The organism is Sphingomonas sp. URJC2, assembly GCF_059803575.1.
In genome coordinates this window covers 1-26,802 of sequence record NZ_JAPFGX010000013.1, presented here as the reverse complement: position 1 = coordinate 26,802, position 26,802 = coordinate 1, and the positions used below count along the sequence as shown (strand labels likewise).

29 protein-coding genes are annotated in these 26,802 nt (G+C 69.1%); 10 read left to right on the top strand and 19 right to left on the bottom strand.

Annotation, left to right across the window (positions count from 1 at the left end):
• Nucleotides 1-15 precede the first annotated feature (15 nt).
• Genes OPU66_RS06980 through yajC form a run of 5 tightly spaced genes read right to left on the bottom strand, consistent with a single transcriptional unit; the run spans nucleotide 16 to nucleotide 4,132 of the window.
• Nucleotides 16-828 (bottom strand): outer membrane protein assembly factor BamD, encoded by an 813-nt coding sequence (locus tag OPU66_RS06980; RefSeq protein WP_498552889.1) that lies wholly within the window; start codon nucleotides 826-828, stop codon nucleotides 16-18.
• A 19-nt stretch (nucleotides 829-847) separates the two neighbouring features.
• Nucleotides 848-1,228 carry an MTH938/NDUFAF3 family protein gene (locus OPU66_RS06975; RefSeq protein ID WP_498552888.1) on the bottom strand — a complete coding sequence of 127 codons (381 nt, stop codon included), beginning with the start codon at nucleotides 1,226-1,228 and terminating at the stop codon, nucleotides 848-850.
• Nucleotides 1,228-2,199: a protein translocase subunit SecF gene (gene secF, locus OPU66_RS06970; protein WP_498552887.1), complete on the bottom strand. Its 972-nt coding sequence runs from the start codon at nucleotides 2,197-2,199 to the stop codon at nucleotides 1,228-1,230. Before secF ends, OPU66_RS06975 begins: the two co-directional genes overlap by 1 nt.
• A complete protein-coding gene (secD, locus tag OPU66_RS06965) occupies nucleotides 2,199-3,794 on the bottom strand; it encodes a protein translocase subunit SecD (protein WP_498552886.1) in 1,596 nt (531 codons plus the stop codon). The genes secF and secD overlap by 1 nt, the downstream gene beginning before the upstream one ends.
• A complete protein-coding gene (gene yajC, locus OPU66_RS06960) occupies nucleotides 3,794-4,132 on the bottom strand; it encodes a preprotein translocase subunit YajC (protein ID WP_498552885.1) in 339 nt (112 codons plus the stop codon). Before yajC ends, secD begins: the two co-directional genes overlap by 1 nt.
• 172 nt (nucleotides 4,133-4,304) lie before the next feature.
• Here yajC and recN point away from each other — a divergent pair, with 172 nt between their 5' ends.
• Nucleotides 4,305-5,960 (top strand): DNA repair protein RecN, encoded by a 1,656-nt coding sequence (gene recN, locus OPU66_RS06955; protein WP_498552926.1) that lies wholly within the window; start codon nucleotides 4,305-4,307, stop codon nucleotides 5,958-5,960.
• Nucleotides 5,961-5,962: 2 nt separating this feature from the next.
• Complete coding sequence (gene ligA, locus OPU66_RS06950) at nucleotides 5,963-8,002, top strand: NAD-dependent DNA ligase LigA (RefSeq protein ID WP_498552925.1); 2,040 nt, start codon at nucleotides 5,963-5,965, stop codon at nucleotides 8,000-8,002.
• Between the two features lie 90 nt (nucleotides 8,003-8,092).
• Here the strand turns inward: ligA and OPU66_RS06945 are convergent, their stop codons facing one another.
• On the bottom strand, nucleotides 8,093-8,713 hold the full coding sequence (locus OPU66_RS06945; protein ID WP_498552884.1) for a DUF2459 domain-containing protein: 621 nt from the start codon (nucleotides 8,711-8,713) through the stop codon (nucleotides 8,093-8,095).
• 47 nt (nucleotides 8,714-8,760) lie between these two features.
• Between OPU66_RS06945 and phhA the strand changes: the two genes are divergently transcribed.
• Entirely contained in the window at nucleotides 8,761-9,627 is an 867-nt protein-coding gene (phhA, locus tag OPU66_RS06940; RefSeq protein WP_498552883.1) for a phenylalanine 4-monooxygenase, read from the top strand.
• A 19-nt stretch (nucleotides 9,628-9,646) separates the two neighbouring features.
• Here phhA and OPU66_RS06935 read toward each other — a convergent pair whose 3' ends face one another.
• The 3 genes from OPU66_RS06935 to OPU66_RS06925 all read right to left on the bottom strand — a co-directional run bounded on the left by OPU66_RS06935 (nucleotide 9,647) and on the right by OPU66_RS06925 (nucleotide 12,887).
• A complete protein-coding gene (locus OPU66_RS06935; protein ID WP_498552882.1) occupies nucleotides 9,647-10,597 on the bottom strand; it encodes a 50S ribosomal protein L11 methyltransferase in 951 nt (316 codons plus the stop codon).
• A complete protein-coding gene (locus OPU66_RS06930) occupies nucleotides 10,587-11,267 on the bottom strand; it encodes an SDR family NAD(P)-dependent oxidoreductase (protein WP_498552881.1) in 681 nt (226 codons plus the stop codon). Before OPU66_RS06930 ends, OPU66_RS06935 begins: the two co-directional genes overlap by 11 nt.
• A gap of 258 nt (nucleotides 11,268-11,525) precedes the next feature.
• Nucleotides 11,526-12,887, bottom strand: coding sequence for a methyl-accepting chemotaxis protein (locus OPU66_RS06925; protein ID WP_498552880.1), 1,362 nt, complete (start codon nucleotides 12,885-12,887; stop codon nucleotides 11,526-11,528).
• Nucleotides 12,888-13,037: 150 nt separating this feature from the next.
• Between OPU66_RS06925 and sdhC the strand changes: the two genes are divergently transcribed.
• Genes sdhC through sdhA form a run of 3 tightly spaced genes read left to right on the top strand, consistent with a single transcriptional unit; the run spans nucleotide 13,038 to nucleotide 15,627 of the window.
• A complete protein-coding gene (gene sdhC / locus OPU66_RS06920) occupies nucleotides 13,038-13,454 on the top strand; it encodes a succinate dehydrogenase, cytochrome b556 subunit (protein WP_160592206.1) in 417 nt (138 codons plus the stop codon).
• Entirely contained in the window at nucleotides 13,454-13,837 is a 384-nt protein-coding gene (gene sdhD / locus OPU66_RS06915; protein ID WP_498552879.1) for a succinate dehydrogenase, hydrophobic membrane anchor protein, read from the top strand. The genes sdhC and sdhD overlap by 1 nt, the downstream gene beginning before the upstream one ends.
• Entirely contained in the window at nucleotides 13,837-15,627 is a 1,791-nt protein-coding gene (gene sdhA, locus OPU66_RS06910) for a succinate dehydrogenase flavoprotein subunit (protein ID WP_498552878.1), read from the top strand. Before sdhD ends, sdhA begins: the two co-directional genes overlap by 1 nt.
• Before the next feature lie 123 nt (nucleotides 15,628-15,750).
• Here the strand turns inward: sdhA and OPU66_RS06905 are convergent, their stop codons facing one another.
• From OPU66_RS06905 to OPU66_RS06895, 3 genes are all read right to left on the bottom strand, one after another.
• Nucleotides 15,751-16,278: a hypothetical protein gene (locus OPU66_RS06905; RefSeq protein ID WP_498552877.1), complete on the bottom strand. Its 528-nt coding sequence runs from the start codon at nucleotides 16,276-16,278 to the stop codon at nucleotides 15,751-15,753.
• 94 nt (nucleotides 16,279-16,372) lie between these two features.
• Nucleotides 16,373-17,395 (bottom strand): hypothetical protein, encoded by a 1,023-nt coding sequence (locus tag OPU66_RS06900; protein ID WP_498552876.1) that lies wholly within the window; start codon nucleotides 17,393-17,395, stop codon nucleotides 16,373-16,375.
• Nucleotides 17,392-17,973, bottom strand: a complete 582-nt coding sequence (locus OPU66_RS06895; protein ID WP_498552875.1) for an RNA polymerase sigma factor — start codon at nucleotides 17,971-17,973, stop codon at nucleotides 17,392-17,394. The genes OPU66_RS06900 and OPU66_RS06895 overlap by 4 nt, the downstream gene beginning before the upstream one ends.
• Before the next feature lie 112 nt (nucleotides 17,974-18,085).
• Here OPU66_RS06895 and OPU66_RS06890 point away from each other — a divergent pair, with 112 nt between their 5' ends.
• Nucleotides 18,086-18,943 carry a hypothetical protein gene (locus tag OPU66_RS06890; protein ID WP_498552874.1) on the top strand — a complete coding sequence of 286 codons (858 nt, stop codon included), beginning with the start codon at nucleotides 18,086-18,088 and terminating at the stop codon, nucleotides 18,941-18,943.
• A 75-nt stretch (nucleotides 18,944-19,018) separates the two neighbouring features.
• Here OPU66_RS06890 and OPU66_RS06885 read toward each other — a convergent pair whose 3' ends face one another.
• From OPU66_RS06885 to OPU66_RS06855, 7 genes are all read right to left on the bottom strand, one after another.
• Nucleotides 19,019-19,744 (bottom strand): Bax inhibitor-1/YccA family protein, encoded by a 726-nt coding sequence (locus OPU66_RS06885; RefSeq protein ID WP_498552873.1) that lies wholly within the window; start codon nucleotides 19,742-19,744, stop codon nucleotides 19,019-19,021.
• Between the two features lie 134 nt (nucleotides 19,745-19,878).
• Nucleotides 19,879-20,910 carry a tRNA preQ1(34) S-adenosylmethionine ribosyltransferase-isomerase QueA gene (gene queA / locus OPU66_RS06880; protein WP_498552872.1) on the bottom strand — a complete coding sequence of 344 codons (1,032 nt, stop codon included), beginning with the start codon at nucleotides 20,908-20,910 and terminating at the stop codon, nucleotides 19,879-19,881.
• Complete coding sequence (locus OPU66_RS06875; RefSeq protein WP_498552871.1) at nucleotides 20,910-21,587, bottom strand: peptidylprolyl isomerase; 678 nt, start codon at nucleotides 21,585-21,587, stop codon at nucleotides 20,910-20,912. Before OPU66_RS06875 ends, queA begins: the two co-directional genes overlap by 1 nt.
• A gap of 79 nt (nucleotides 21,588-21,666) precedes the next feature.
• Nucleotides 21,667-22,167 carry a pantetheine-phosphate adenylyltransferase gene (gene coaD, locus OPU66_RS06870; protein WP_498552924.1) on the bottom strand — a complete coding sequence of 167 codons (501 nt, stop codon included), beginning with the start codon at nucleotides 22,165-22,167 and terminating at the stop codon, nucleotides 21,667-21,669.
• A 2-nt stretch (nucleotides 22,168-22,169) separates the two neighbouring features.
• Complete coding sequence (locus OPU66_RS06865) at nucleotides 22,170-23,072, bottom strand: polyprenyl synthetase family protein (protein ID WP_498552870.1); 903 nt, start codon at nucleotides 23,070-23,072, stop codon at nucleotides 22,170-22,172.
• A gap of 33 nt (nucleotides 23,073-23,105) precedes the next feature.
• Entirely contained in the window at nucleotides 23,106-23,348 is a 243-nt protein-coding gene (locus OPU66_RS06860; RefSeq protein WP_498552869.1) for an exodeoxyribonuclease VII small subunit, read from the bottom strand.
• A 102-nt stretch (nucleotides 23,349-23,450) separates the two neighbouring features.
• Nucleotides 23,451-24,956, bottom strand: coding sequence for a replicative DNA helicase (locus tag OPU66_RS06855; protein WP_498552868.1), 1,506 nt, complete (start codon nucleotides 24,954-24,956; stop codon nucleotides 23,451-23,453).
• A 213-nt stretch (nucleotides 24,957-25,169) separates the two neighbouring features.
• Between OPU66_RS06855 and OPU66_RS06850 the strand changes: the two genes are divergently transcribed.
• From OPU66_RS06850 to dcd, 3 genes are read left to right on the top strand one after another with little or no spacing between them, the layout of a single operon-like run.
• Nucleotides 25,170-25,652: a UPF0262 family protein gene (locus OPU66_RS06850; RefSeq protein WP_498552867.1), complete on the top strand. Its 483-nt coding sequence runs from the start codon at nucleotides 25,170-25,172 to the stop codon at nucleotides 25,650-25,652.
• A gap of 1 nt (nucleotide 25,653) precedes the next feature.
• Nucleotides 25,654-26,088, top strand: coding sequence for a cytidine deaminase (locus OPU66_RS06845; RefSeq protein WP_498552866.1), 435 nt, complete (start codon nucleotides 25,654-25,656; stop codon nucleotides 26,086-26,088).
• Between the two features lie 12 nt (nucleotides 26,089-26,100).
• Nucleotides 26,101-26,655, top strand: coding sequence for a dCTP deaminase (gene dcd / locus OPU66_RS06840; RefSeq protein ID WP_498552865.1), 555 nt, complete (start codon nucleotides 26,101-26,103; stop codon nucleotides 26,653-26,655).
• Nucleotides 26,656-26,802: the final 147 nt, after the last annotated feature.

Genomic DNA, 26,802 nt, shown 5'->3' with positions numbered 1-26,802 from the left:
TTGGACACGCGGCGATCAGCTGGCGCGCTTCGCCTCGGGCATATGCTCGCCGATCAGCCGATAGGCGCGCTCATACCATTTGCTGCCGGGATAATTGGCCCCCAGCACGGCGGCGGCCTTTTTCGCCTCTTCGGGCACGCCCAGTGCCAGATAGCTTTCGGTCAGGCGCAGCAGCGCCTCGGGCGTGTGGGTGGTGGTCTGATAATCGTCGGTGACCTTGCGGAAGCGATAGGTCGAGGCCAGCCACTGGCCGCGCCGCTGGTAGAAGCGGCCGACCTCCATCTCCTTGCCGGCGAGATGGTCGTTGATCAGGTCAAGCTTCAGCCGCGCGTCGCGGGCATAGGCGGTGTTGGGATAACGCCGCGTCAGCTCGCCCATCGCATTCAGCGCCTGCTGGGTCAGCTTCTGGTCGCGGGTGACATCGCTGATCTGCTCATAATAATCGAGCGCGATCAGATAATAGGCATAGGGCGCGTCCTTGTTGCCCGGATGGAGCGACAGGAAACGCTGCGCCGAGCTGATCGATTCATTGTAATCGCCCGACAGATAATAGGAAAAGGCGCTCATCAGCTGCGCGCGCCGCGCCCAGACCGAATAGGGGTGCTGGCGTTCGACCTCATCGAACAGCTGCGCGGCTTCCTTGTAGCGGCGCATGTCGAGCCGCGCCTTGGCCGCCGAATACAGCGTGTTCACATCGCGCGCGATATAGGCGGTGTCGCGCTTCGGCCCGCTGGTCGCGCAGCCGGACAGGGCAAGGGACAGAGCGAGGCCGGCACAGGCGGCAAGACCCAGCGGGCGGGGGAACGGGCGGGGGAAGCGGAAATCCATGTTGCCTGTCCTAACGCCTTTAAATCCGGGGGGGCAAGCCGTGCGGCAGCAGCGCGGCGGCGATCCAGCGCCCTTCGCCGCGCAGCACGCCCCAGGCGCGGGCGGCGGCGCGGCTGTCCATCGCCTCGATGCCGATGCCTTCCGCCTCGATCGCCGCCGCCAGCGCCGGGGCCGGGCGCACGAGCGCTGCCCCGGTGCCGATCAGCAGGAATTCCGGCCGGAGCGCGATCAGCGGCGCCAGCAGGTCGAGATCAAGCGCCACCGCCTCGGTCGGCCGCCACCAGTCGGGCGCGAGCAGCGCACCGCCAGTCGTTGCCACGCCGTCGATCCGGAAGCCGGTGCCGGCAAAGCCGGTCACGACCGGCCCGGTCGCGCGGGCCTCGGGGCGCAGCTCGGGCATCAGTCGGACCGGCGTTCCGCGCCGCCGATCCGCTCCGCCCCCGGCTCGGCCCCGGATTTGGGAACGAAGCTTTCGCCGGTGACCTTCAGCCACAACAGGATCGGGGCGGAGATATAGACGGACGAGAAGGTGCCGATCACGATGCCGAGCAGCATCGCCGCGGTGAAGCCGAAGATCACGTCCGGCCCGATCGCCAGCAACAGCCCCAGCGTCATCATCAGCGACAGCGAGGTGACGATGGTGCGCGACAGTGTTTCGTTGACCGACAGGTCGAGCAGGGTGCGCATGTCCATCTTGCGGTATTTGCGCAGATTCTCGCGGATGCGGTCATAGGTGACGATGGTGTCGTTGAGCGAATAGCCGATGATCGTCAGGATCGCGGCGACGACGTTCAGGTCGAACTCAAGCTGGGTCAGCGCGAAAAAGCCGAAGGTCAGCGCCACGTCGTGGAACAGCGCGAACAGCGCCCCGACCCCGAACTGCCATTCGAAGCTGAACCAGATATAAAGCGCGATGCCGAGCATCGCGAGCCCGAGCGCCCAGGCCCCGGTGCGGAACAGCTCGCCCGACACCTTGCCCGACACGGTTTCCACCGCATCGAAGCGCGCGCCCGGAAACGCCTTGCCCACCGCCTCGCGCACCTGGCTGGCGGCGCGGTTCGCGCCCTCCTCCCCGCCCGGCGGCAGCGGCAGCCGGATCGACATGTCGCGCGGCGAGCCGAATTGCTGGATCGTCGCCTCGCCAAGGCCAAGGCCGTCGACCGTGGTGCGCAGCGCCTCGGCATCGACCGGGGCGGCGAATTGCACGCGCAGCATCTGCCCGCCGACGAAATCGACGCCGAGATTGAGCCCGCGCACGCCCACCAGCACGCCCGAGCCGAGGATCAGCACGACCGACAGCACCAGCGCGACCAGCCGGTAGCGCAGGAACTGGATGTTGGTGTTGTCGGGAACGAGTTTGAGCGGACGCATCAGATCACGATCTCTTTCGGGCGGTTGCGCTTCAGCCAGTCCGCGACCAGCAGGCGGGTGAAGGTCACGCCGGTGAACACGGAGGTGACGATCCCGATCGCGAGCACGACCGCAAAGCCGCGCACCGGGCCGGAGCCGAACACGAACATGATGACCGCCGAAATCACGTTGGTGACATTGGCGTCGAAGATCGCGCGGCTTGCCTCTTTATAGCCGAACTCGACCGACTGGATCGGGCCGCGCCCGCGCCGCTGCTCTTCGCGGATGCGCTCGTTGATCAGCACATTGGCGTCGACCGCCGCGCCGATGGTCAGCACGAAGCCGGCGATCCCTGGCAGCGTCAGCGTCGCGCCGATCATCGCCATGACGCCGAGCACCAGAAACGCGTTCACGGCCAGCGCGAGCGAGGTGTAGATGCCGAACCGCGCATAGGTGACGAGCATGAACAGGATCAGCGCGACCGTCGCGACCACGCCCGCGATCACGCCCTTGCGGATCGAATCGGCACCCAGATCGGGGCCGACCGTGCGTTCCTCGATCACCTTCAGCGCCACCGGCAGCTTGCCCGAGCGCAGCGCGATCGCCAGCTGATTGGCGCTCTCGACGGTGAAATTGCCCGAAATCTGCGCCTGTCCGCCCAGAATCGGCTCGTTGATGTTGGGCGCCGAGATCACCTGATTGTCGAGGATGATCGCGAACGGCTTGTTGACATTTTCCTGTGTCACCCGGGCGAATTTGCGCCCGCCCGCGCCGTCGAAGCGGATGTTGACGACCGGCGCGTTGGTGCGCTGGTCAAAACCCTGCGAGGCGTCGATCAGCTGGTCGCCCGAAATCAGCACGCTGCGCTTGACCGCGATCAGCGGCACGCCGAGCGGATTGTCCGGATAGGCGAGCACCTGGCTGCCGACCGGGGCACGGCCCTGCGCCAGATCGGTCGGGCTGGCGGTGATGTCGACCAGCTTGAACTCGAGCTTGGCGGTCTTGCCGAGCAGCGCCTTCAGCGCCTCGGGGTTTTGCAGGCCCGGCACCTGTACGACGATGCGCGCCCGGCCCTGACGGATGATCGTCGGCTCGCGCGTGCCCAGCTCGTCGATGCGCTTGCGCACGACCTCGGTTGCTACCTGCATCGCCTTGTCGACGGCATCGGCAAGGCCCGCCTCGGTCGGCGTCACGATCACCCGGTTGGAATCAACGACGCGCACGTCCCAGTCGCGCTGGCCGGTCACGCCGACGCCGGTGGTCAGCGCGCGGACGCGCTCGACCGCGGGATCGACCTGCCCGGCATCGCGGACGAAAAAGCTGATCCGGCCGCCGGCGGTCGAAATGTCGCCGATCGCGATGCGCGGCTGGTTGCGGCGCATTTCGGTGCGGATCGTTTCTTCCATCTGCGCCAGCCGCTGCTTGGCGACATCGGCGGTATCGGCTTCGAGCAGGATGTGGCTGCCGCCCGACAGGTCGAGCCCCAGATTGATGCGCGGGCCCGGCAGGCCGGCCGGCCACAGCCGCTCGGGCACCAGGCTCGGCACCGCGAACAGGATGCCGATGACGGTCGTGACGATGACCGCCCAGACTTTCCAGCGCGGGAAATCGAGCATCAGTCGTTCGCCGGTTTGCCGCCGCCCAGCGGCTGCACGTCGGTCAGCGTCGACTTGACCGCGCGGACGCGCATCTGCGGGGCCAGCTCGACCTCGACATGATGGTCCTCGACCTTCGTCACCTTGCCGACAAGGCCGCCGCCGGTGACGACGGTGTCGCCCTTTTTCACGGCGGCGAGCTTGGCCTGATGCTCCTTCATCCGCTTCTGCTGCGGACGGATCAGCAGGAACCAGAAGATGACGAAGATAAGGAGCAGCGGCACCATCTGGACGAAGAAGGCGGCGCTGCCGGCGCCGGCGGCACCGGTGGCTTGGGCATAAGCGGGGGATTCGAACATTGCTGCGGTCTGTGCCTGCACTGGGGCCGGAAAAGTCCGGCCGGGAAAGCCGCGCGCCTATCATGCGCGCCGTGTCGCTGGCAACAATATGGTGCGCCCCGCGCCGGAACGCCACCACCGCGCCACCAGCAATGCTTGCCGCGCGCGCGTGACTGCCGCTAACCAGCAGGCGATGCTGACCGGCCTTTCCATTCGCGACGTGGTGCTGATCGAGGCGCTCGACCTGGGTTTCGGGCCGGGCCTGTCGGTGCTGACCGGCGAAACCGGGGCCGGCAAGTCGATCCTGCTCGATGCGCTCGGCCTCGCGCTCGGCGCCCGCGCGGATTCCGGGCTGGTCCGGCAGGGGGCGGCGCAGGCGGTGGTGACGGCGACGTTCGAGCCGACAGGGCCGGTGACGCCCGCGCTCGCCGACAGCGGGGTCGAGATCGATCCGGGCGAGCCGGTGATCGTCCGCCGCATCGTCAAGGCCGATGGCGGCAGCCGCGCCTTTGTGAACGACCAGCCGGTGTCGGCGGCGCTGCTGCGCGAACTGGGGGCGGGGCTGGTCGAAATCCATGGCCAGCACGACGATCGCGGGCTGCTCAATGCGCGCGGCCACCGTGCGCTGCTCGATGCGTTCGGGCGGCTCGACAGCGCCGCCACCGCCCGCGCTCATGCCGCCTGGCGCGCGGCCGAAGATGCGCTGACCGCCGCCCGCGACGAACAGGAGGCCGCCGACCGCGACCGAGAATGGCTGGACCATGCGGTCGCCGAACTGACCGGCTTTGCCCCCATGCCCGGCGAGGAACAGGCGCTGGCCGAAGAGCGTGCGGCGATCCAGCGCGGTGCGCGGCTGGCCGAGGATCTGGGGGCGGTCGACCAGCATCTCGGCGGGTCGGCGGGCGCGCTGGCCGGGCTGCGGCAGGCGGCGCGGCGGCTGGACCGGATCGGCGGCGAACATCCGCTGCTGGCCGAGGCGCTGTCGGCGCTCGACCGGGCGGTGATCGAGGCCGCCGAGGCCGAGGACCGGCTGGCACAGGCGCATGAGGCGCTGGCGCATGATCCGGCGCGGCTGGAGGCGATCGAGACGCGGCTGTTCGATCTGCGCGCGCTCGCCCGCAAGCACCGGGTCGAGCCGGACGGGCTTGCCGATCTGGCGGCGACGCTGGCCGCCCGGCTGGCGCGCATCGCGGCGGGCGGCGAGGGGCTGGCGGCGCTCGCCCGGCAGGCGGCCGAGGCGCGCACGGCCTATCTGGCGGCGGCCGAGGCCCTCAGCGCGGCGCGGGCCGAGGCGGCGGCCCGGCTCGACACCGCGGTGGCGGCCGAGCTTGCCCCGCTCAAGCTCGATGCGGCGCGGTTCCGGACGGTCGTGCAGCCGCTGGCCGAGGAGCAATGGGGCGCGGCCGGGCGCGACCGGGTGGAGTTCATGATCGCGACCAATCCCGGCGCGCCGTTCGCGCCGCTCGCCAAGATCGCCTCGGGGGGCGAGCTGTCGCGCTTCATCCTCGCGCTCAAGGTCGCGCTTGCCGAGGAAGGCGGGGCGGGCACGATGATCTTCGACGAGATCGACCGCGGCGTCGGCGGCGCGGTGGCGAGCGCGATCGGCGACCGGCTGGCGCGGCTGTCGGCGCGCGCGCAATTGCTGGTCGTCACCCACAGCCCGCAGGTCGCGGCGCGCGGCACCGGGCATTGGCTGATTGCCAAAAGCCATGACGGGCTGGTCACGCGCACCGGGGTGGTGCCGCTTGACGCGGCGGCGCGGCGCGAGGAAATCGCGCGGATGCTGTCGGGGGCCACCATCACCGACGAAGCCCGCGCCCAGGCGGCGCGGCTGCTGGAGCCGCAATGACCCTGATGACCGAAGGCGATGCCGCGCGCCGGCTGGCCGAGCTGGCCGCGCTGATCGCGCATCACAACCGGCTCTATCATGCCGAGGACGCGCCCGAGATTGCCGACGCCGATTATGACGCGCTGGTGCGCGAGAATGCGGCGCTGGAGGCAGCCTGGCCGCAGCTGGTGCGCGCCGATTCGCCGTCGCGGCTGGTGGGGGCCGCGCCCGCCGCGCATCTGGCCAAGGTGCCGCATGCGCGGGCGATGCTCAGCCTCGACAATGCCTTTGCCGATGCCGATGTGCTCGAGTTCGTGATCCGGGTGCGCCGTTTCCTCAATCTGGGCGAGGGGGACCGGGTCGCGCTCACCGCCGAGCCCAAGATTGACGGCCTGTCCTGTTCGCTGCGCTATGAGCATGGCCGGCTGGTGCTGGCGGCGACGCGCGGCGACGGCGCGGTCGGCGAGGATGTGACCGCCAATGTCCGCACCATCGCCGACATTCCCGAACGGCTGCACGGCGACGCGCCGGCGGTGTTCGAGGTGCGCGGCGAGGTCTATATGGCCAAGGCCGATTTCGCCGCGCTCAACGAACGGCTGGCGGGCGAGCGGGTGTTCGCCAATCCGCGCAATGCCGCCGCCGGGTCGCTGCGGCAAAAGGATCCGGCAGTCACCGCCACGCGGCCGCTGCGTTTCCTCGCCCATGGCTGGGGTGAGGCGTCGGACCTGCCCGGCGCGACCCAATATGAGGTGATGCAGGCAATCGCCGGCTGGGGCCTGCCGGTGTCGGAGCTGCTGCTGCGCGCCGAACAGGTCGAGGGGGCGCTGGCGCACTACCGGCGGATCGAGGCGCTGCGCGCCGATCTGCCGTTCGATATCGACGGCGTCGTTTACAAGGTCGACCGGCTCGACTGGCAGGCGCGGCTCGGTCAGGTCGCCAAGGCCCCGCGCTGGGCGGTTGCGCACAAATTCCCCGCCGAACGCGCGCAGACGACGCTGATCGCCATCGACATCCAGGTCGGCCGCACCGGCAAGCTGACGCCGGTCGCGCGGCTGGAGCCGGTGACGGTGGGCGGCGTCGTCGTCACCAACGCCACGCTGCACAATGCCGACGAGATCGCCCGGCTGGGCGTGCGCCCCGGCGACCGGGTGACGCTGCAACGCGCGGGCGATGTCATCCCGCAGATCCTCGAAAATCTGACGCCCGAGATCGAACGGCCCGATTTCGTCTTTCCCGCCACCTGCCCCGAATGCGGATCGGACGCGGTGCGCGAGGAGGGCGAGGTCGACATACGCTGCACCGGCGGGCTGATCTGCCCGGCCCAGCGGGTCGAGCGGCTGCGCCATTTTGTTAGCCGCGGGGCGATGGACATTGACGGCATGGGCGGCGTGACCATCGAAAGCTTTTTCCGCGACGGCCTGCTGCACGCGCCCGCCGACATTTTCCGGCTGCGCGCCCGGCGCGCCGAGCTGGTCGGCCGCGAACGCTGGGCGGAAACCTCGGTCGACAATCTGCTCGCCGCCATCGAGGCGCGACGGACGCCCGATGCCGCGCGCTTCCTGTTCGGCATCGGCATCCGTCATGTCGGGTCGGTGACGGCGCGCGACCTGATGCGCGCCTTCGGCACGGTCGAGGCGCTGGCCGATGTCGCCACCCGCGCGGGCGCGGACCCGGCGGCCTTTGCCGAGCTGACCGCCGTCGAGGGTGTCGGCCCGGTTGTCGCCCAGGCGCTCGCCGATTTCTTTGCCGAGCCGCACAACCGCGCCGCCTGGGACGATCTGCTGACCGAGGTCGCGCCGCAGCGCTTCGTCGCCGATGAACGGGCGTCCGAGGTGACGGGCAAGACGGTGGTCTTCACCGGCAGCCTGGAGACGATGTCGCGCGACGAGGCCAAGGCGCAGGCGCTGGCGCTGGGCGCGCGGGTGGCGGGATCGGTGTCGGCCAAGACCGATCTGGTCGTCGCCGGGCCGGGCGCGGGATCGAAGCTCAAAAAAGCCGAGGAGCTGGGTGTTCGGGTGATCGACGAGGCGGGCTGGGCCGCGATGGTCGCCGCAGCAGGCTGAGGAGCCCGGGTATGGGCCGGTGGAGCCTGCGCGCCCGATAGCCGCGCGACGAACCGTTCTCCGGCCCTGCTTTTCCTGAACCCTTCCCCCCTACCGCCACTGCATCACGGTGGCGCTGAGCGGCGTCCACCAGCCGGTCCGCACGCCGGCGTCCCGCAGCACCGCGCCGGTCCAGCCATTGCAGGTGAACAGCAGCGAATAGCGCCCGGTCGCCGGGTAAAAGGCATCGGTCGCGCCATAGCCGGGCAGCGCCCGTGGCGGGCCGGGGGCAAAGCTGCGCCGGATGGCGGCGACCAGCCGGCGATATTCGTGCGGCCGCAGGCGCAGCGGCCGCGCACCCGGCGGCGGGGCGGCCAGATGGTCGACATGAATGAGCGTCGCGTCGCTGCCCCATGCCGCGGCGATCAGCGTCGCCGGGCGCGCATCCTGCCAGCGCGGCGTGCCCAGATAGACTGCGCGGTCGCCCCAGCCGACCCAGATCAGCGGCCCGGCGTGGCGCGGATCGGGCAGGTCGGTCGCGCGCACCAGATCGCCCAGCGCGGTTGCCGGCAGCACGATGCCGCTGTGCACGCCATTGGTCGCGACATGGACGGTGATGCCGGTGTCAGCCGGGGTCCAGCCCGGATTGACCGGCACCGTGCCGAGCAGCGCCGCCAGCACCGGATAGGCCAGCGCCATCAGCCCCACAGCCTTCGGAATGCGCGCCGCCATCACAGCGGCTTATCGCTTTTTCGCGCTGCCCGGTCTAGAAACGGCGCATGGAAACGCATGTGCTCGACCGCCCGCCCGAAGGCGCGGGTGCCGATTGGACGATCCCGCAGAACTGGGCGGCCTATACCGCCGAGGATCACGCGACCTGGGACCGGCTGTTCGCCCGGCAGAGCAAGCTGCTGCCCGGCCGCGCCTCGGATGCGTTTCTGCGCGGGCTCGATGTGCTGCGCCTGTCCAAGCCCGGCATCCCCGATTTCGAGGAGCTGTCCGAACGGCTGATGAAGCTGACCGGCTGGCAGGTCGTCGCGGTGCCGGGGCTGGTCCCCGACCATGTGTTTTACGAGCATCTGGCCAATCGCCGCTTCGTCGCGGGCAATTTCATCCGCCGGCCCGATCAGCTCGACTATCTGCAGGAACCCGATGTGTTCCACGATGTGTTCGGCCATGTGCCGATGCTCGCGGACCCGGTCTTTGCCGATTATGTCGTCGCCTGGGGCGAAGGCGGGCTGCGCTCGATGCGCTACAATGCCATCCACCGGCTCGCCCGGCTCTATTGGTACACGGTCGAGTTCGGGCTGATCGAGGAAGATGGCCGGCTGAAAATCTATGGCTCGGGCATCGTGTCGAGCAAGGGCGAGAGCCTGTTCGCGCTCGACGATCCCAGCCCCAACCGGATCGGCTTCGATCTCGCCCGGGTGATGCGCACCGAATATCGGATCGACGATTATCAGCAGAATTACTTCGTGATCCCGAGCTTTGAGGAGCTGCTGCGGATCACGGTCGAGACCGATTTCGCGCCGCTTTATGCCGAACTGGCGGCGCTGCCCGACATTCCGATCGCCGAGATCCTGCCCGGCGACCGGGTCATCACCCATGGCACGCAGGATTATGCCCGGTCGCGCGCGGCGGGCTGATCGGCGCGCCGACGGCGTTTCAGATATCGAGCGCCCAGCCGTCCCGGCCCTTGGGGTCGGGCGGGGTGGCGGGGACGAACCGGGTCGCCCCGGCCCGGAGCCGCAGGATCGTCCAGTCGCCGCGCCGGTCGGCCAGATCGAGCGTGCAGCCACAGGCGGCAAAGGCCGCGACCAGTTCGGCGCGCTGCGTCTCGAGCAGCCCGGCAAGGATGATCGTCGCATCGGCGGCCGCGATGGCGGCCAGTTCCGGGGCCATCGACATCAGTGGCCCGGCAAGGATGTTGGCGATCACCAGATCATAGGGCGCGGCGGCGACGATGGCATCGTCGAGCGTGCCATCGGCCACGATCAGCTTCAGCCCGGCAATATTGTTGGCGGCGGCGTTTTCCGCCGTCACCGCAATCGCCGCCGGATCGATATCGGTCGCGGTCACCGCCGCATCCGGCCACAGATGCTGAGCGGCAAAGGCGAGCAGCCCGGTGCCGGTGCCGATGTCGATCACATTGGCAAAGTCGTGCCCGGCCAGCGCGTCGATCATGGCAAGACAGCCCGAGGTCGTCGCGTGATGCCCGGTGCCGAACGCCCGCCCGGCATCGATCAGAAAGGCGCGCCCGCCCGGCGGCGGCGCGACCGGATGGGCGCTGGTGTGGACGACGAACCGGCCCTCGCGGATCGGCTCCAGCCCCTGCTGGCTGAGCGTCACCCAGTCCTGCGCGCCCAACGCCTCGATGACCGGCTCGACATCCGCCGCACTCGGCACCAGCGCGCGGATCGCGGCCAGCATCGCGGCATCGGGGGCATGTTCCAGATAGGCGTCGAGCCGCCAGCGTTCGCGGTCGTCCTCAACCTCCTCGCTGGTCATCAGCACGGCGTCGATGTCGATCAGCCCGGCATCGATCGCCTCCGCCTCGGCCCGGGTGCAGGGCAGCGAGACCTTCCAGCTGTCGACCGCGCCGGCCTCAGCGGACATAGGACGCGCCGTTGATGTCGAGCACCGCGCCGGTCATCGACGCGGGCGCGTCGAGCGCCAGATAGCGGACCGCCGAGGCCACTTCCTCGGGCATGGCGACGCGCCCGAGCGGAATGTCGGCCAGCAATTTGTCGCCGCCCCGGCTTTCCAGATAATCTTCGGCCATGCCGGTCATGGTGAAGCCCGGGCAGATGGCGAAGGCGAGGATCGACTGGCGGGCATAGGCGCGGGCGATGGATTTGGTCATGCCGACCATGCCCGCCTTCGACGCCGCATAATGCCAGTGCGCCGGGCTGTCGCCGCGATAGGCGGCGCGGCTGGCGACATTGACGATCCGCCCGCCGCCCCGGTCGGTGAAATGGCGGACGGCCAGCCGGCACAGCTCGGCCGATGCGGTCAGGTTGATGCGCATCGTGCGCTCCCACGCCGCCACCCAGTCGTCATGATCGAGATCGAGCGGCGCGGCTTCGAACACGCCGGCATTGTTGACGAGCACGTCGATCCGCCCGTCGAGCGCGTCGAGCGCCTTGTGCCAGATCGCCTGCGGCGTCGCCGGATCGGCCAGATCGCCATCGGCGCTGCTGGTGCCGAACACCCGACAATCGGAAAGCGCGGCGGCGGCGGCCGCACCGATGCCCCGGCTGGCGCCGGTCAGAAGGACATGGATCATGCCCGCCGCCTAGCGGGTCTGCGGCCGGCCGCCAAGGCGGGAGCTGTGGTGTTCGGGGGGTGTTTGTCGGGAAGAGCGGCACCGGATGTCGTTACCTGGGAAGAACGGCACCGGCCCGCACCCCCACCCGGCCTCCCATAGCGTATCCTGCCGTTGGGAGGCCGGGTGGGGGTGCGGGCCGGTGCCGCCCCTGCGCCGCGAGGCGCGGCACAAAAAACGCCCCGCGCCGCGAGACGCGGGCGCAGCCCCAACAATCCCTCAGGCCACCAGCTTCACATAATCGATGGCGGCGGCGCGCAGCTGGCCGAGCTGGGAATCGACGCGGCGGAAGCCGGTTTCGAGCTGGTCGATCTCGCTCGCCACATTTTCCGTGTCCTGCCGGATCGCGGCGATGGTCGCCGACATGGAATCGGCGGCAAGGGCGGTTTCGTCGACGGCGGCGGTGATCATCGTCACCGTCTGCGCCTGGGTTTCCATCGCCGTGCGGATGCGGTCTGCCGATTGCTGGACCTCGCCCACCGTGTCGCGGATCGAGCTGTTGGCATCGACGGTGGTGCGCGTCGCCGCCTGAATGGTGGCGATCTTGGCGGCAATGTCGTCGGTGGCGCGCGCCGTCTGGTTGGCGAGGCTTTTCACTTCCTGCGCGACGACGGCAAAGCCGCGCCCGGCATCGCCGGCCCGCGCCGCCTCGATCGTGGCGTTGAGCGCCAGCAGATTGGTCTGGCCGGCAATGTCGCGGATCAGCCCCAGGATCGATTCGATCGACTGGGCATGGGCCGACAGCGCTTCCGACACGCTTACCGCGTCGCCGGCCTGGGCGGCGGCGCGGGTGGCGATGTTGGCCGCGACCTCGACCTCGCTGCGCGCATCCTCGATTGCGCGGATCAGCCCGGCGGCAGTGTGTGCCGCCTCGCGCATCGCGACCGCCGACTGTTCGGCGGCAGCGGCGACTTCGCTTGCCTTGCCGAGCATCCCGCGCGCCGCCGCCGAGGCATCCGACGCCTGGGTGCGCAGCGTCTCGCCCAGCGAAAAGGCGCTCGACACCTCGGTCGCGATCCGGCTCTGGAACATGTCGGCATGCTGCGACCGTTCGGCCGAGGCGCGATTGGCGCGCAGCTCGCTGACATGCGCCGACATGATGTCGGCTTCCATGATCATGATCCGGCGGATCGCGCGGGCCAGTTCGCGGAACCGCTCCCGCTCGTCGCCGCATTTGTCGTACAGCACGTCGATCACATGGTCATAGGTCAGGCTGAGTGCCGCCAGCGTCGTGTGCAGCGGCACGCCGGCGGCTTCGGAGCGCGCGGCATTCTGGCGTGCCAGATCGGCCCAGCGCTCGCTGCGCGGATTGCTGAACCGCTCGCGGGTGTAGAGCAGGCTGTCCTCGACGAAGCGCGCCAGCCGCTCGCCCTCGATCTTGGCCGTCACATTGGGCGAGGCATTATAGGCTTCCCAGAAAAAGCCCGCGATATCGTGCAGATGGGCATCGACAAGGGTGCTCACCTCGCGCAGCAGCGCCTCGAGCGTGCCCTCGCGGTCGAACTCGCGCAACCGGTCGGCGATGGTCGGGGCGTGGGCGGGCTTGCGGGCCGGGTGGGACGCGGAAGGTCTGGCGGTCACGGCGGTGTTTCCTGGCAGGCGGTGCTTGGCCGCAGGGTTAGGGGATTTTGGTAAAGCCGCGGTTAAACCTGCGCTTTCCCGCTTCGCCCGGTTGCACCTTGGCGCAGACGGGCTAAGACGCAGCCCGACAGCAACGCAAAGGGGCTCGACATGAGCAGCAGCAACCGCACACGGCCCTTGTCGCCGCATCTGACCATCTGGCGCTGGGGCCCGCATATGGCGGTGTCGATCCTGCACCGCGCCACCGGGTCGGGCATGGCGACGGTCGGGGCCATATTGCTCGTCTGGTGGCTGGTCGCGCTGGCCAGCGGCGAAGCCGCCTATCAGGGCTTTCTCGACCTGTTCACGCTCAAATCCGGCGGCCTCAACATCGCCGGCTATGTGCTGGGCATCGGGCTCAGCCTCAGCTTTTTCCAGCACATGGCCTCGGGCGTGCGCCATCTGGTGATGGATATGGGCGCGAACTTCGAACTCAAATCGAACAAACGCTCGGCCCAGCTGACCTGGGCCTTCTCGGTCGTCGCGACCGCCTTGTTCTGGACCTATATTCTGGTGGTGAAGGGCTGATGGGAACGGGAACGCAGATCGGCCGCGTGCGCGGCCTGGGCTCCGCCAAATCGGGTGCCCATCACTGGTGGACCCACAGGCTGACGGCGGGATCGAACTTCCTGCTGATGCTGTGGTTCATCTTCTCGATCGCCCGCCTGCCGTCGCTCGACTATGCGACGGTGACGGCGTGGCTGCAGGACCCGCTGGCGGCGGTGCCGATGATGCTGACGGTGATCAGCGTGTTCTGGCATTTCCGCATGGGGCTGCAGGTCGTCATCGAGGACTATCAGCACAATGAGCAGCGCGTGCTGTGGCTCGTCGCGCTCAATTTCTACGCGGTCGGCGCGGGCGCGCTGGCCATCTTCTCGATCCTCAAGATCGCCTTTGCGGGAGCTGCCTGATGGCGGACGCCTATAAGATCATCGACCACAGCTATGACGCCGTCATCGTGGGGGCTGGCGGGGCCGGCCTGCGCGCGACGATGGGCGTGGCCGGCGCGGGGCTGAAGACCGCGTGTATCACCAAGGTCTTCCCGACCCGCAGCCACACGGTCGCCGCCCAGGGCGGCATCGCCGCGTCGCTCGGCAATATGGGGCCGGACCACTGGACCTGGCACATGTACGACACCGTCAAGGGGTCGGACTGGCTGGGCGACCAGGACGCGATCGAATATCTGTGCCGCGAGGCACCGGCCGCCGTCTATGAGCTCGAACATGCCGGCATGCCGTTTTCGCGCACCAACGAAGGCCGCATCTATCAGCGGCCGTTCGGCGGCATGATGCAGAATATGGGCGAAGGCCCGCCCGCGCAGCGCACCTGCGCGGCCGCCGACCGCACCGGCCATGCGATGCTGCACACGCTGTATCAGCAGAGCCTGAAATATGATGCGGACTTCTTCATCGAATATTTCGCGCTCGACCTGATCATGGAAGATGGCGTGTGCCGCGGCGTGATCGCTTTGTGCATGGAAGACGGCACGATCCACCGCTTCCGCAGCCATGCCGTGGTGCTGGCGACGGGCGGCTATGGCCGGGCCTGGTTCTCGGCGACGTCGGCGCATACCTGCACCGGCGACGGCAATGCGATGGTGCTGCGCGCGGGCCTGCCGCTGCAGGACATGGAGTTCGTGCAGTTCCACCCGACCGGCATCTATGGCGCGGGCGTGCTGATCACCGAAGGCGCGCGCGGCGAAGGCGGCTATCTGACCAACGCCCAGGGCGAGCGGTTCATGGAACGCTATGCCCCCTCGGCCAAGGATCTGGCCAGCCGCGACGTCGTCAGCCGCTCGATGGCGATGGAGATCCGCGAAGGCCGCGGCGTCGGCAAGGAAGCCGATCACATCTATCTGCACCTCGATCACATCGATCCCAAGGTGCTGGCCGAACGCCTGCCGGGCATCACCGAAACCGGCAAGATCTTTGCCGGTGTCGATCTGACCCGCCAGCCGCTGCCGGTGGTGCCGACCGTCCATTACAACATGGGCGGTATCCCGACCAATTATCATGGCGAGGTGGTGACGCTCAGGGACGGCAACCCCGATTCGGTGGTGCCGGGCCTGTTCGCGGTCGGCGAGGCGGCGTGCGTGTCGGTACACGGGGCCAACCGGCTCGGTTCCAACTCGCTCATCGATCTGGTCGTGTTCGGACGCGCGACCGGCCTTCGGATCGCTGACATCCTGAAGCCCAACACCCCGCACAATCCGCTGCCCAAGGGCGCGGAGGAACAGGCGCTGGCCCGGCTCGACCGGTTCCGCCACGCCGCCGGCGGGTCGCCGACCGCGCAGATCCGGCGCGAGATGCAGAAGACGATGCAGGCCCATGCCGCGGTGTTCCGCGATTCGGCGCTGCTCGCCGAAGGGCAGACCAGGATCGACGCCGTGGCGCGGTCGCTGGACGATGTCCGCGTCACCGACCGGTCGATGGTGTGGAACACCGATCTGATCGAGACGCTGGAGCTGGACAATCTGCTTGGCCAGGCTGTCGTCACCATGCATTCCGCGGCCAACCGCAAGGAAAGCCGCGGCGCGCACATGCATGAGGACTTCCCCGAGCGCGACGACGCCAATTGGATGAAGCACACGGTGACGTGGCTGAAGCCCGAAGGCGGCGTGGCGATCGATTATCGCCCGGTGCACGAATATACGCTCACCGACGATGTCGATTACATCAAGCCGAAGAAGCGCGTTTACTGACGTGAAAACGGGCCGGTGCGATCAGGCACCGGCCCCAGCAAAAACAGGGGCCGGCGGCACGGACCATCGCCGCCGGCCCCCGTCCGCCGCCCCCCGGGGGTAGTCGGGGCGGAGGATCAGGGATTAGCGGCGGCGGCCCAGGCCCTGGGGTCGCGTGGTCGAAACCTGCCGCGTGACCTGGCCATTCTGGCGCGACACATTGACCGACCGGCCGGCCACGACCGCGCCATTGGCGTCGGTCACGCTGCGGCTGGTCGAATAGCCATTTGCCGTGCGGCTGCCCTGGCCGGAATAGCCATAAGCCTTGCCATTAAAGCCTGTGCCGCTGCCGGTCGCGGTGTAGCCGTCGGCGGTGCGTTCGCGCGCGATGTTCCAGTTGGCGGTCTGGCCGGCGAAATTGCTGGCGGTGCCGGTCACCGTCGCGCCGGTGTCGGTGCGCTGGCGGGTAACATCGCGGCTGGCGGTCGCGCCATCGGCCTTGCGGGTGAGATCGAGCTGCGTTCGCCGGCTGCCGGCCGCTTCATCGACGGTCAGCGTCCGCGTGCCCGTCACCTTGTCGGTTTCGATCGGCCTGGTGGTGACCACCGGCTGCGCGGTCGCGGCGCTGCCCGCCGCCAGCAGAACCGGCACCAGTGTCAGGAAACTGCGCATCGTCCTTCTCCTCGTTGAACGGGGCCGCGATCGGCGGCCTGTTCTGTCAACGCGGGGGGCGGGCCGATCCTTCGCTGGCGCGCCGGCTACAGCTTCAATGCGGGCGCGCGGTTGCCGCCTGCCGCGCCCGCCAGCGTTCGATCAGCTGCCGGCGCTGTGCGGGCGTCAGCTGCTGAAGCCGTGCGCGCCATTGTCCCGGCGCTGCGGCCGCGGGCTGACCGGCGGTGACCGCGGCCGGTGAACCCGGCGCGGAATCGGGCGACGGCGTCGGCACTGGCCGGGGTGCGGCCACGTCACCCGCGCTGGCCGGCGATGGCGGCGCGTCCGCCACACCGGTGCGGGCAGCAGGCGGCGGGCCGCCTTCGACGCGCACCGCAGCCGGCATGACCGGCGGCAAAATCGGGGCCGGGCCGCCGGCCCCCGGCGCGCGTGGGACCGCCGCGTCCAGCGCCGGTGGCACGGGCAGGCCGGCGGCGCGGCGGCGCTCGACCCGTTCCGCGACCCGCGCCTGCACCGCCGGCGGCGCAAGCATCAGGCGCGTGCGCACGATCCGGGTCTGGAGTTCCACCGGCACCGGCTGGTTCTGCGCGCGGAGGCTGCGCGCGGCCTGACGGTCTTCATACAGCCGCACCCGCGCCTGCAACCGGGGCGGAATCGCCACGCCCGCCGCCTCCAGTTCCCGGATCCGCGCGATCGCCGCTGGCGGCCGGGCCAGTCCTGGCGGATCGGGCGCGGCCGGCATGGCCGCGGGATCGGCGGGCGCTGCGCCGGCATCGGCGCTCAGCGGCACCGGCCGGCGCGGGCCGCGCGGCGGCGATGGGGCACGCGCCGGGGCAACCGCCTCGATCGCCGGGGCGATCAGCGGCAGCTTGGTAATCTCGACCCCCGACACCAAAGCGGCGGCGACCGCGCCGGCCGCGACCAGATTGGCACCGATAAAGCTGGCGAGCGTCCGGTGCCGCGCCAGCCAGCGCCGTCGCCCGGCCTGGCCGCCGCGCCGCCAGCCGGGCCGCTCCTGCACCCCGGCCATGGCGCGGGCGGCGATCCGCGCCTCGAACCCGGCATCGGGTTCGGGGACGCGCAGTGCGCCGAGCATCCGGTCGAGCGGATCGATCATGCCGCCTGTCCTTCGCTGCCGTCAAAGCCCTGTGCGGCGAGCGACCGGCGCAGCGCCGTGCGCGCGCGCAGCAGCAGCGATTCGAACGCCTTGACGTGCAGGCCCATCATCCGCGCGGCCTCCGCATTCGGCCAATGTTCGTGATAGGTCAGCACGATGGCCGTCCGCTGCCGGTCGGGCAATGCCGCCAGCGCCGCCGCCACCGCATCGTCGAGCCGCCGGGCATCAATGGCCTCGGTCGCCGCCGCACGGTCATCGGCCATGTCGGGCACCTCCTCATCGGCCCAGAAGCGGCGGCGGCGCAGCCGGTCGATGCACAGATTGGTGCAGACCCGGTGCAGCCAGCCGCCGACGCTGCCCGATCCGGCGCGCCAGCGCGCGGCACCGGTCCACAGCCGGGCAAAGCTTTCCTGCACCACATCTTCCGCCTCTGCTCCGTCCATCAGCATGCGCCACGCCAGCGCATGCAGCCGGCGCGCATGGCCGTCGACCAGCATCCTGAACGCGATCTGGTCGCCGCGCCCGATGCGCGCGACCAGTGCCTGTTCCTCATCGGTCTGGCGCTCAGGCCCGTCCAATATCGCTCTCCCCCCGGCTCAACGCAGGGCGCGGCCAAATCCTTCGCCGATGCGCCAAAGGTTTTGCCGCCCCCGCCCGTTGAGCCTGCGGACCAGCATAAAGGGGGGATCGATGAAACGAACCTGTTTGCTCGCATGGCTGCTCGTCGCCGGCCCGGTTTACGCGCAGGAGACGGCGGACGGGGCCGGGCCGCCGCGGCCCTGGACGGCTGCGGTAAATGGCGGCGTCACCCGGCTCGGCCCCGATCTCAGCCAGAGCTTTGGCGGCGTCGCGCTGGCACGTCAGTTTGGCGCCAACACGCTGCGCGTCGGCGCGACGCTGTTCGGCGGCGACGACCAGTTCCAGCAGCTCCGCACGCCGACGCGCACCAGCCTGTTCAGCCTGTCCTACAGCCGCCAGATCGGGGCGGTGACGCTGGAGGCGCATGGCGCGCTCGGCAGCCGGTCGTTCCGCGATCAGGCGCTGCGGCTGCGCTCCGGCAACACAGTCACGGTCGGCGGCGATGGCGATATTTCCAGCTTCGGGGCGAGCGTCGCCACCAGCTTTGCGCTGGCCGAACGCTGGTCGCTGTCGCCTTATGCCTTTGTCGACCGCAGCCGGATCGACGTCGCGCGCCCGGTGCTCGGGCCGGCGGGACGCCCGGTCGCCGATCCGCTCGTCCAGCGGCAGAGCGGCACCACCGGATCGCTGGGGCTGACGCTCGACCGCGCGGTCGGCACGCGGTCGAGCCTCGGGCTGCTCGCGGCGTTCACCGCGACCTCGAACAGCGCGGCCGTCACCCGCTTCAGCGGCAATGGCCAGCGGCTGCTCGAAGGGGCTGGCGGCAGCGATGGCTGGCTGGAAGTCGGCGCGGTCGGCACCATCGGCCTCAGCGACGCCTGGGCCGTCGATCTCAGCCTTGTCCGCACGCTGGGCGTCGCCGGCAGCGAAACCCTGTCCGGCTCGGCCGGCGTCAGGGCGATGTTCTGATCGCGCGACGCGGGATGAAAAAAGGGCCGATGCCTTTCGGCACCGGCCCTTATTCCCGTTCCCCGTGCGACCCGATCAGTCGCGGCTGCCCATCAGGTTGAGCAGGAAGGTGAACATGTTCACAAAGTCGAGATAGAGGTTGAGCGCGCCCATGATGACCGCCTTGCCCATCATCTCAGTGCCCGCGACATAGGCATAGACGCTCTTGATCTTCTGCGTGTCATAGGCGGTCAGGCCCGCGAACAGCAGCACGCCGATCACCGAGATCACAAAGCTCATCACGCTCGACGCGAGGAAGATGTTGATGATGCTGGCCACGATCAGCCCGACCAGCCCCATCACGAGGAAGGTGCCGAAGCCCGACAGGTCGCGCTTGGTCGTGTAGCCCCACAGGCTCAGCCCGGCAAAGGCCGCCGCGGTCGCGAAGAAGGTCTGTGCAATCGAGGTGCCGGTAAAGACCAGGAACACCGACGCCATGGACAGGCCCATCACCGTCGCGAACGCCCAGAACAGCGCCTGCAGCGTCGCGGTCGAGATGCGGTTGAGGCCGAAGCTCATCACCATCACGAATGCGAGCGGCGCGAGCATGATCACCCAGCGCAGCGGCGTCGCCAGCAGCTGCGCCGCCAGCCCGGACGAGGCAAAGCCCAGCGCGACGATGCCGGTCAGCAGTACGCCCGAGGCCATATAGTTGTAAACGGACAGCATGTAGCGGCGCAGGCCGGCATCATAGGCAGCCGCACCGCTTGCGACCGACGTCGGCGCCGCAACGGTCGCGCGGGGGTCAGTCCAGTTCGCCATCGAAAAACGCTCCTTTGCCCGGCACGATGCCGGATGCCCGGAATATCGGGTGAAAGCGGTGCGCTTTCAAGCGAAACCGGACAAAGCTGCGGCGCGCCCGAGGTTGCAGCGGTTTCCCGCGTGCCGCCCGGCCCTCAACCCTCGGGCAGCAGCAGCGACGAATCGCCATAGCTGTAGAAGCGATAGCCCCCGGCGATCGCATGGGCATAGGCGGCAAGCATCGTCTCGCGCCCCATCAGCGCCGACACCAGCATCATCAGCGTCGATTTGGGCAGGTGGAAGTTGGTCATCAGCCCGTCAATCCCGCAGAAACGGTGGCCGGGGGTGATGAAGATGTCGGTATCGCCCTCGAACGGCCGGATCATGCGGTTGGCATCGGCGGCGCTTTCAAGCAGCCTCAGGCTGGTCGTGCCGACAGCGATGATGCGCCCGCCACGCGCGCGCACCGCGTTCAGCCGGTCGGCGGTGGCGGTATCGATCCGGCCCCATTCGGCGTGCATCCGGTGGTCGTCGGTATCCTCGGCCTTGACCGGCAGGAAGGTGCCCGCGCCGACATGCAGGGTCAGGGTTTCGTGCGCGATGCCGGCGGCGGCGACCGCCGCCATCAGCTGCGGGGTGAAATGCAGCGCCGCCGTGGGCGCCGCGACCGCGCCGTCGGCGCGCGCGAACATCGTCTGATAATCCTCGCGGTCGCGCGCATCGGTCGGCCGCTTGGAGGCGATATAGGGCGGCAGCGGCATCTGCCCGGCCCGCTCCAGCATCAGCTCGACCGGCTCGTCGCCCGGAAAGCCCAGCTGCACGCTGCCATCGTCGAGCTTTGTCTCGACCAGCGCCGTGACGCCCGCGCCGAAATCGATGCTGTCGCCGATGCGCAGCCGCCGCGCATTGCGGACAAAGGCGATCCAGCTGCGCAGCCCGGCGCGCTTGTGCAGCGTCGCTTCGATCCGCGCCTCGCCGCGCCGGCCTTCCAGCCGCGCCGGAATGACGCGCGTGTCGTTGAACACCAGACAGTCGCCGGGGCGCAGCGCCGCCGGCAGGTCGCGCACTCCCCGGTCGGTCAGGCCGGCCGGCGTCACCACCAGCATCCGCGCGGCATCGCGCGGCTCCACCGGGCGCAGCGCGATCAGCTCCTGCGGCAGCTCGAAATCGAACAGGTCGACGCGCATCAGTTGCCGGGCCGGCGCGTTCCGGCCGGGGCCTTGAGCGGCAGCGGCATGATGGCGGGGGCGGGCGGGGGCAGCGCGACCGCCGCCGGCTCGCCATCGCCTTCGATCCAGGCGCGCAGGATGCGGGCCGGCTCGGCCGGCGGCTCGCCGCGCGGCATCGCATCGACATAGGCCATGCCGGTCAGCACCCGGCCAAAGGCGGTGTAGCGATTGTCGAGCCGGAAGGTCGGCATCAGCATGATGAAGAACTGGCTGTTGGCCGAATCCGGATCGTTCGACCGCGCCATCGACGTCACGCCGCGGACGTGCAGCAGGTCGTTAAACTCCGCCTTCAGATCGGGCAGGTCGGACCCGCCCTGGCCGGTTCCCTCAGGGTCGCCGCCCTGCGCCATGAACCCTTCGATCACCCGGTGAAAGGTCAGGCCGTTGTAAAAGCCTTTGCGGGTCAGCGTCTTGATCCGCTCGACATGGTTGGGGGCCTTGTCCGGGCGCAGCTGGACGCGCACGCGCCCGCCGGTCGACAGCTCCAGCACCCAGATATTGTCCGGGGTGGCGGCCGGCACTTCGGGCGGGGCGGCGGGGGCCGCTTCCGCAGCGGTGGCGGGCCGGTCCGCCTTGGCACAGGCGGTCGCGAACAGCGCGCCGAGCAGGGCGAACAGGGCGGCAATCAAACGCATGTCTGGCTCCGATCGGAAAGCGGGTCTGGCGACGCCCTGCCGGGGGCGAACCGCCGGGGTCGACGCGCGCTGAATAGGGCTAGCTGCCCCGGCGGCCAAGCCTTTCGACGCGGGCCGCGACTTCACCGGCCACGCGCGGCGGCACGAACCGGGTGATGTCGCCGCCATAAAGCGCGATTTCCTTCACCAGCCGCGACGCAATCGGCTGCAGCGAGACATCGGCCATCAGGAACACCGTCTCGATGCGGTGATTGAGCTGCTGGTTCATCCCCGCCATCTGATATTCATATTCGAAATCGGCGACCGCGCGCAGCCCGCGCACGATGATGCCCGCGCCTTGCCGCTCGGCAAACTCCATCAGCAGCGAATCGAAGCTGACGACATCGATCGCCCCGTCGACATCGGCAGTTTCGCGGCGCACCATCGCCATCCGCTCGTCCACGCTGAACATCGGCGATTTGGACGGGTTGGTGGTGACGCCGATCACCAGCCGGTCGACCAGCTTCGCCCCGCGCCGGATGATGTCCATATGCCCGAGCGTGATCGGATCGAACGTGCCCGGATAGACGCCGATGCGCACGCTCACCGGTCCCGCGCGATCGTGTAGCGGGCGAGCGCGCGCAGCAGATCGGCTTTTTCGCCGAACGCGCTCAGATGCGCGATCGCCTGTTCGACCAGCATTTCGGCCTGGGCGCGGGCCTGTTCGCGGCCGAGATGGCCGATAAAGGTCGCCTTGCCGGCGGCGGCATCCTTGCCGACCGCCTTGCCCGCCGCCTCAGCCGAGCCTTCGGCGTCGATCAGGTCGTCGGCGATCTGGAACGCCAGCCCCAGATTGCGGGCATAGCCGCGCAGGCCCGTGCGCCCTTCCGGCGGCACGCGGCCGAGGATCGCCCCCGCTTCCAGCGAGACCGAGATCAGCGCCCCGGTCTTGAGCTGCTGCAGGCGGGTGACGGTCGGCAGGTCGAACAGCGCCTGTTCGGCGGCCAGATCCATCATCTGCCCGCCGGCCATGCCCGAGGGGCCGCTCGCCCGCGCCAGTTCAAGGCAAAGCTCGGCGCGCACGAACGGATCGGCATGGGTGCGCTCATCGGCGAGCAGCTCGAACGCCAGCGCATGGAGCGAATCGCCGGCCAGGATCGCGGTCGCCTCGCCGAACGCCTTGTGCACGGTCGGCTTGCCGCGGCGCAGATCGTCATCGTCCATCGCCGGCAGATCGTCATGGATCAGCGAATAGACATGGATGCATTCGATCGCCGTGCCGACGCGTAGCGCCGCCTGCCGGTCGACCAGAAACAGGTCGGCGGCCGCGCACACCAGCAGCGGCCGCAGCCGCTTGCCGCCGCCGATCGCGGCGTGGCGCATCGCTTCGTAAAGCGGGCGGCGCGGATCTTCGGGCAGGGGCAGCAGCAGGTCGAATTGATTATCGATGTCGGCGGCGATGCGTTGCATCGCGGCGGTCAGGCTGGTCGCGGCGATGCCGTGCATGATCTCCCCCAAAGCTACTGGCAAATTATCTGGTCAGGCGTCGAACGGCTGCGTGCCGGCGGGCTGTCCGTCGGGGCCGAGGGTGATCTTCTCGATCCGCGCCTGGGCGGCGGCCAGCCGCGCCTCGCACTGGGCGCGCAGCCTGTCGCCCTCGGCATAAAGCGAGATCGATTCGTCCAGCGGCACGTCGCCGCGCTCCAGCCGGCCGACAATCGCCTCCAGCCGCTTCAGCGCGTCCTCGAACGACAGGGAGTCCAGTTCGGCATGTTCCGTCATGCCGCCAGCTATGGGCGAGCGCGGGGCCGCCGGTCAACGGGCGAGTCGGTGTGCGGGGCCGGCGCGCTGCGCTCCCGGCATCCCGCCCAGTGTCCCATCCCGTCACGGCATCTGGGCGGGCAGATAGCTGTCATCGACATAGTCGCTGAACCGGGTGATGCTCGAATCGAACTTCAGCCTGACCTTGCCGGTCGCGCCGTGGCGCTGCTTGGCGATGATCAGCTCGGCACGCTGGAACGCGTCCTGCATGTCCTGCTGCCACTGGCGGTAGGATTCGTCGATCTTGGGATCGCTGCTGTCGGCCTTGGGCTCGCGCGCGGCGACATAATATTCCTCGCGGAACACGAACAGCACGATATCGGCGTCCTGCTCGATCGAGCCGGATTCGCGCAGGTCCGACAGCTGCGGGCGCTTGTCCTCGCGCTGTTCGACCGCGCGGCTCAGCTGCGACAGCGCCATCACCGGGACATGCAGTTCCTTGGCAAGCGTCTTGAGCCCGCGGCTGATCTCGGAGATTTCCTGCACGCGATTGTCGCCGCCGCCGCGCGACGATCCGGTCAGCAGCTGGAGATAGTCGACGATGATCAGGCCGATGCCATGCTTGCGCTGCATCCGCCGCGCGCGGGTGCGCAGCGCGGCGATGGTCAGCCCCGGCGTGTCGTCGATATAGAGCGGCAGTTCCTCCAGCTCGGCGGCGGCGCGCGCGAATTTGTTGAACTCGTCGCGGCTCAGCTCACCCTTGCGGATCTTGGAGCCGACCACGCCCGACTGTTCGGCAAGGATGCGGGTCGCCAGCTGGTCGGCCGACATTTCGAGGCTGAAAAAGGCGACGCGCGCGCCCAGCGACTTTTCGGGCGGAATGCCGTCGGCGACATCGCGCATCCAGCGCTGCGCGGCGTTGAAGGCGATGTTGGTGGCAAGCGACGTCTTGCCCATGCCCGGACGCCCGGCAAGGATCAGCAGGTCGGAGCGTTGCAGGCCGCCGGTGCGGGCGTTGACATCGGCCAGCCCGGTGGTGACGCCCGAAATATGCCCGCCCGAGTTCTGCGCCCGCTCGGCCAGCTCGACCGCCATCCGCGTCGCCTGGACGAAGCTTTTGGTGCCGCCGCCCTCGCCGCCCTGTTCGGCGACGCGGTAGAGCGCGGTCTCAGCGTCCTCGACCAGCCCCTTGGGGTCGATCGCATCCGAGGTGTCGAGCGCCTTTTCGACCATCTCGCGCCCGACGCCGATCAGCTCGCGCAGCAGCGCCAGATCATAGACCTGCTGGGCAAAGTCGCGCGCGCCGATCAGCGCCGCGCCATTGCCGGTCAGCTGCGCCAGATAGGCCGGGCCGCCCAGTTCGCGCATCGCCTCGTCGGCATCGAACATCGGCTTCAGCGTCACCGGATTGGCGACCATGTTGCGGTCGACCAGCCGCAGGATCGCGTCATAGATGCGGCCGTGCAGCGGCTCGAAGAAATGTTCGGGCTTGAGCTTGAGCTGGACGTCCTCGACCAGCCGGTTGTCGATCATCAGCGCGCCGAGCAGCGCGGCCTCGGCCTCGACATTGCGCGGCAGGCTGGGCGGCTGGCCCTCGGCGGGGGGAAGGAGACGAAGCGGTTCGGCCATGGTGATTCCGGTCTGATGCGGGTGCCGCGCGGCCGGTTCCGCCGCTTCAATGGGCGGGACAGGGCCGGCGGTGTGTCGGTGCCAGTTTCGCGCGTCTGGCCCCGCGCCTCAAGCCAGCAAGTCTGTGGATGATTTTGTGGGCAAATCTGTGCCGCCACGCCGTCCGCCCGATTCCCGTTGAGCGCGCCGCGGTTCGCCCCTAAACCGGGATGAATGGGCGATCCGCGCATCATCGCTGTCGAACTGGACGAGCACACGATCCTGTGGCGCAGCGCCGATGTCGAGCAGGAACGGCGCATCGCCATCTTCGATCTGCTCGAGGGCAATCATTTCGCGCCGCAGCGCCCGGCCGCCGACGGCTATGCCGGTCCCTACCGGATCCGGCTGCGGGTCGAGGAAGGGCGGCTGGCGATCGACATGTTCCGCGCCGATGCCACGCATCTGGAAACGCTGGTGCTGGGGCTTGCCCGGTTCAGGCGGCCGATCAAGGATTATTTCGCGATCTGCGACAGCTATTATCAGGCGATCCGCCAGGCCTCGCCGCAGCAGATCGAAACCATCGACATGGCCCGCCGGGCGATCCACAACGACGCCGCGCAGCTGCTCGTCGAACGGCTGGAGGGCAAGATCGCGGTCGATTTCGACACTGCCCGCCGGCTGTTCACGCTGATCTGCGTGCTCCACATCAAGGGATGAGATGAACGACCTGATCGACGCCGCCCGCGCCGCCGCGGCCTTTGCCCATGCGCCCTATTCCCGCTTCGGCGTCGGCGCGGCGCTGCGCCTCGCCGATGGCCGGATCATTACCGGCAGCAACATGGAAAATGCCAGCTACGGCCTGTCGCTGTGCGCCGAGACGGTGGCGCTCGCCCGCGCGAACTGCGAAGGCCATCTGGCCGATGTCGTCGAAGTGGCGGTGATCGGCGGCGCGCTCGGCCCCGACGGGCGGATCAGCGGCACCGCCCCCGTCACGCCGTGCGGGCGCTGCCGCCAGATGCTCAACGAAGCCGCCCAGCTCGGCCGGCGCGACCTGATGATCCACTGCGCGGCGGCCGAGGGCGGTCAGGTGATCAGCCTGACCCTGTCGGCGCTTTTGCCCCATGCGTTCGGCCCCGCCGATCTCGGCCTGTAACGGAGCGACGCCATGGCCATTCTTTCCGACCGCTGGATCCGCGAACAGGCGCTGTCGCAGCGCATGATCGAGCCGTTCGTCGAGGCGCAGCGCCGCGACGGCTGCATCAGCTATGGCCTATCCAGCTATGGCTATGACGCGCGCGTCGCCGACGAGTTCAAGATCTTCACCAATGTCGACAATGCGGTCGTCGACCCCAAGGATTTTGCCGCCAACAGCTTTGTCGACCGCAAGACCGATGTCTGCATCATCCCGCCCAACAGCTTCGCGCTGGCGCGCACGGTCGAATATTTCCGCGTGCCGCGCGACGTGCTCGTCATCTGCCTCGGCAAATCGACCTATGCGCGCTGCGGCATCATCGTGAACGTGACCCCGCTCGAGCCGGGCTGGGAAGGCCATGTGACGCTGGAGTTTTCCAACACCACGCCGCTGCCTGCCAAAATCTACGCCAATGAGGGCGCGTGCCAGTTCCTGTTCCTGAAGGGCAATGAGCCGTGCGAGGTCAGCTATGCCGACCGGGCGGGCAAATATATGGGCCAGCGCGGGGTGACGCTGCCCCGGCTGTGACCGGGATTTGTTTGTTGGGAAGAACGGCACCGGGTGTTTTTGTTTGATCGCGGCACCGGGTGTTTGTGATTGGGAAGAACGGCACCGGCCCGCACCCCCACCCGGCCTCCCAACGGCAGGATACACTGTGGGAGGCCGGGTGGGGGT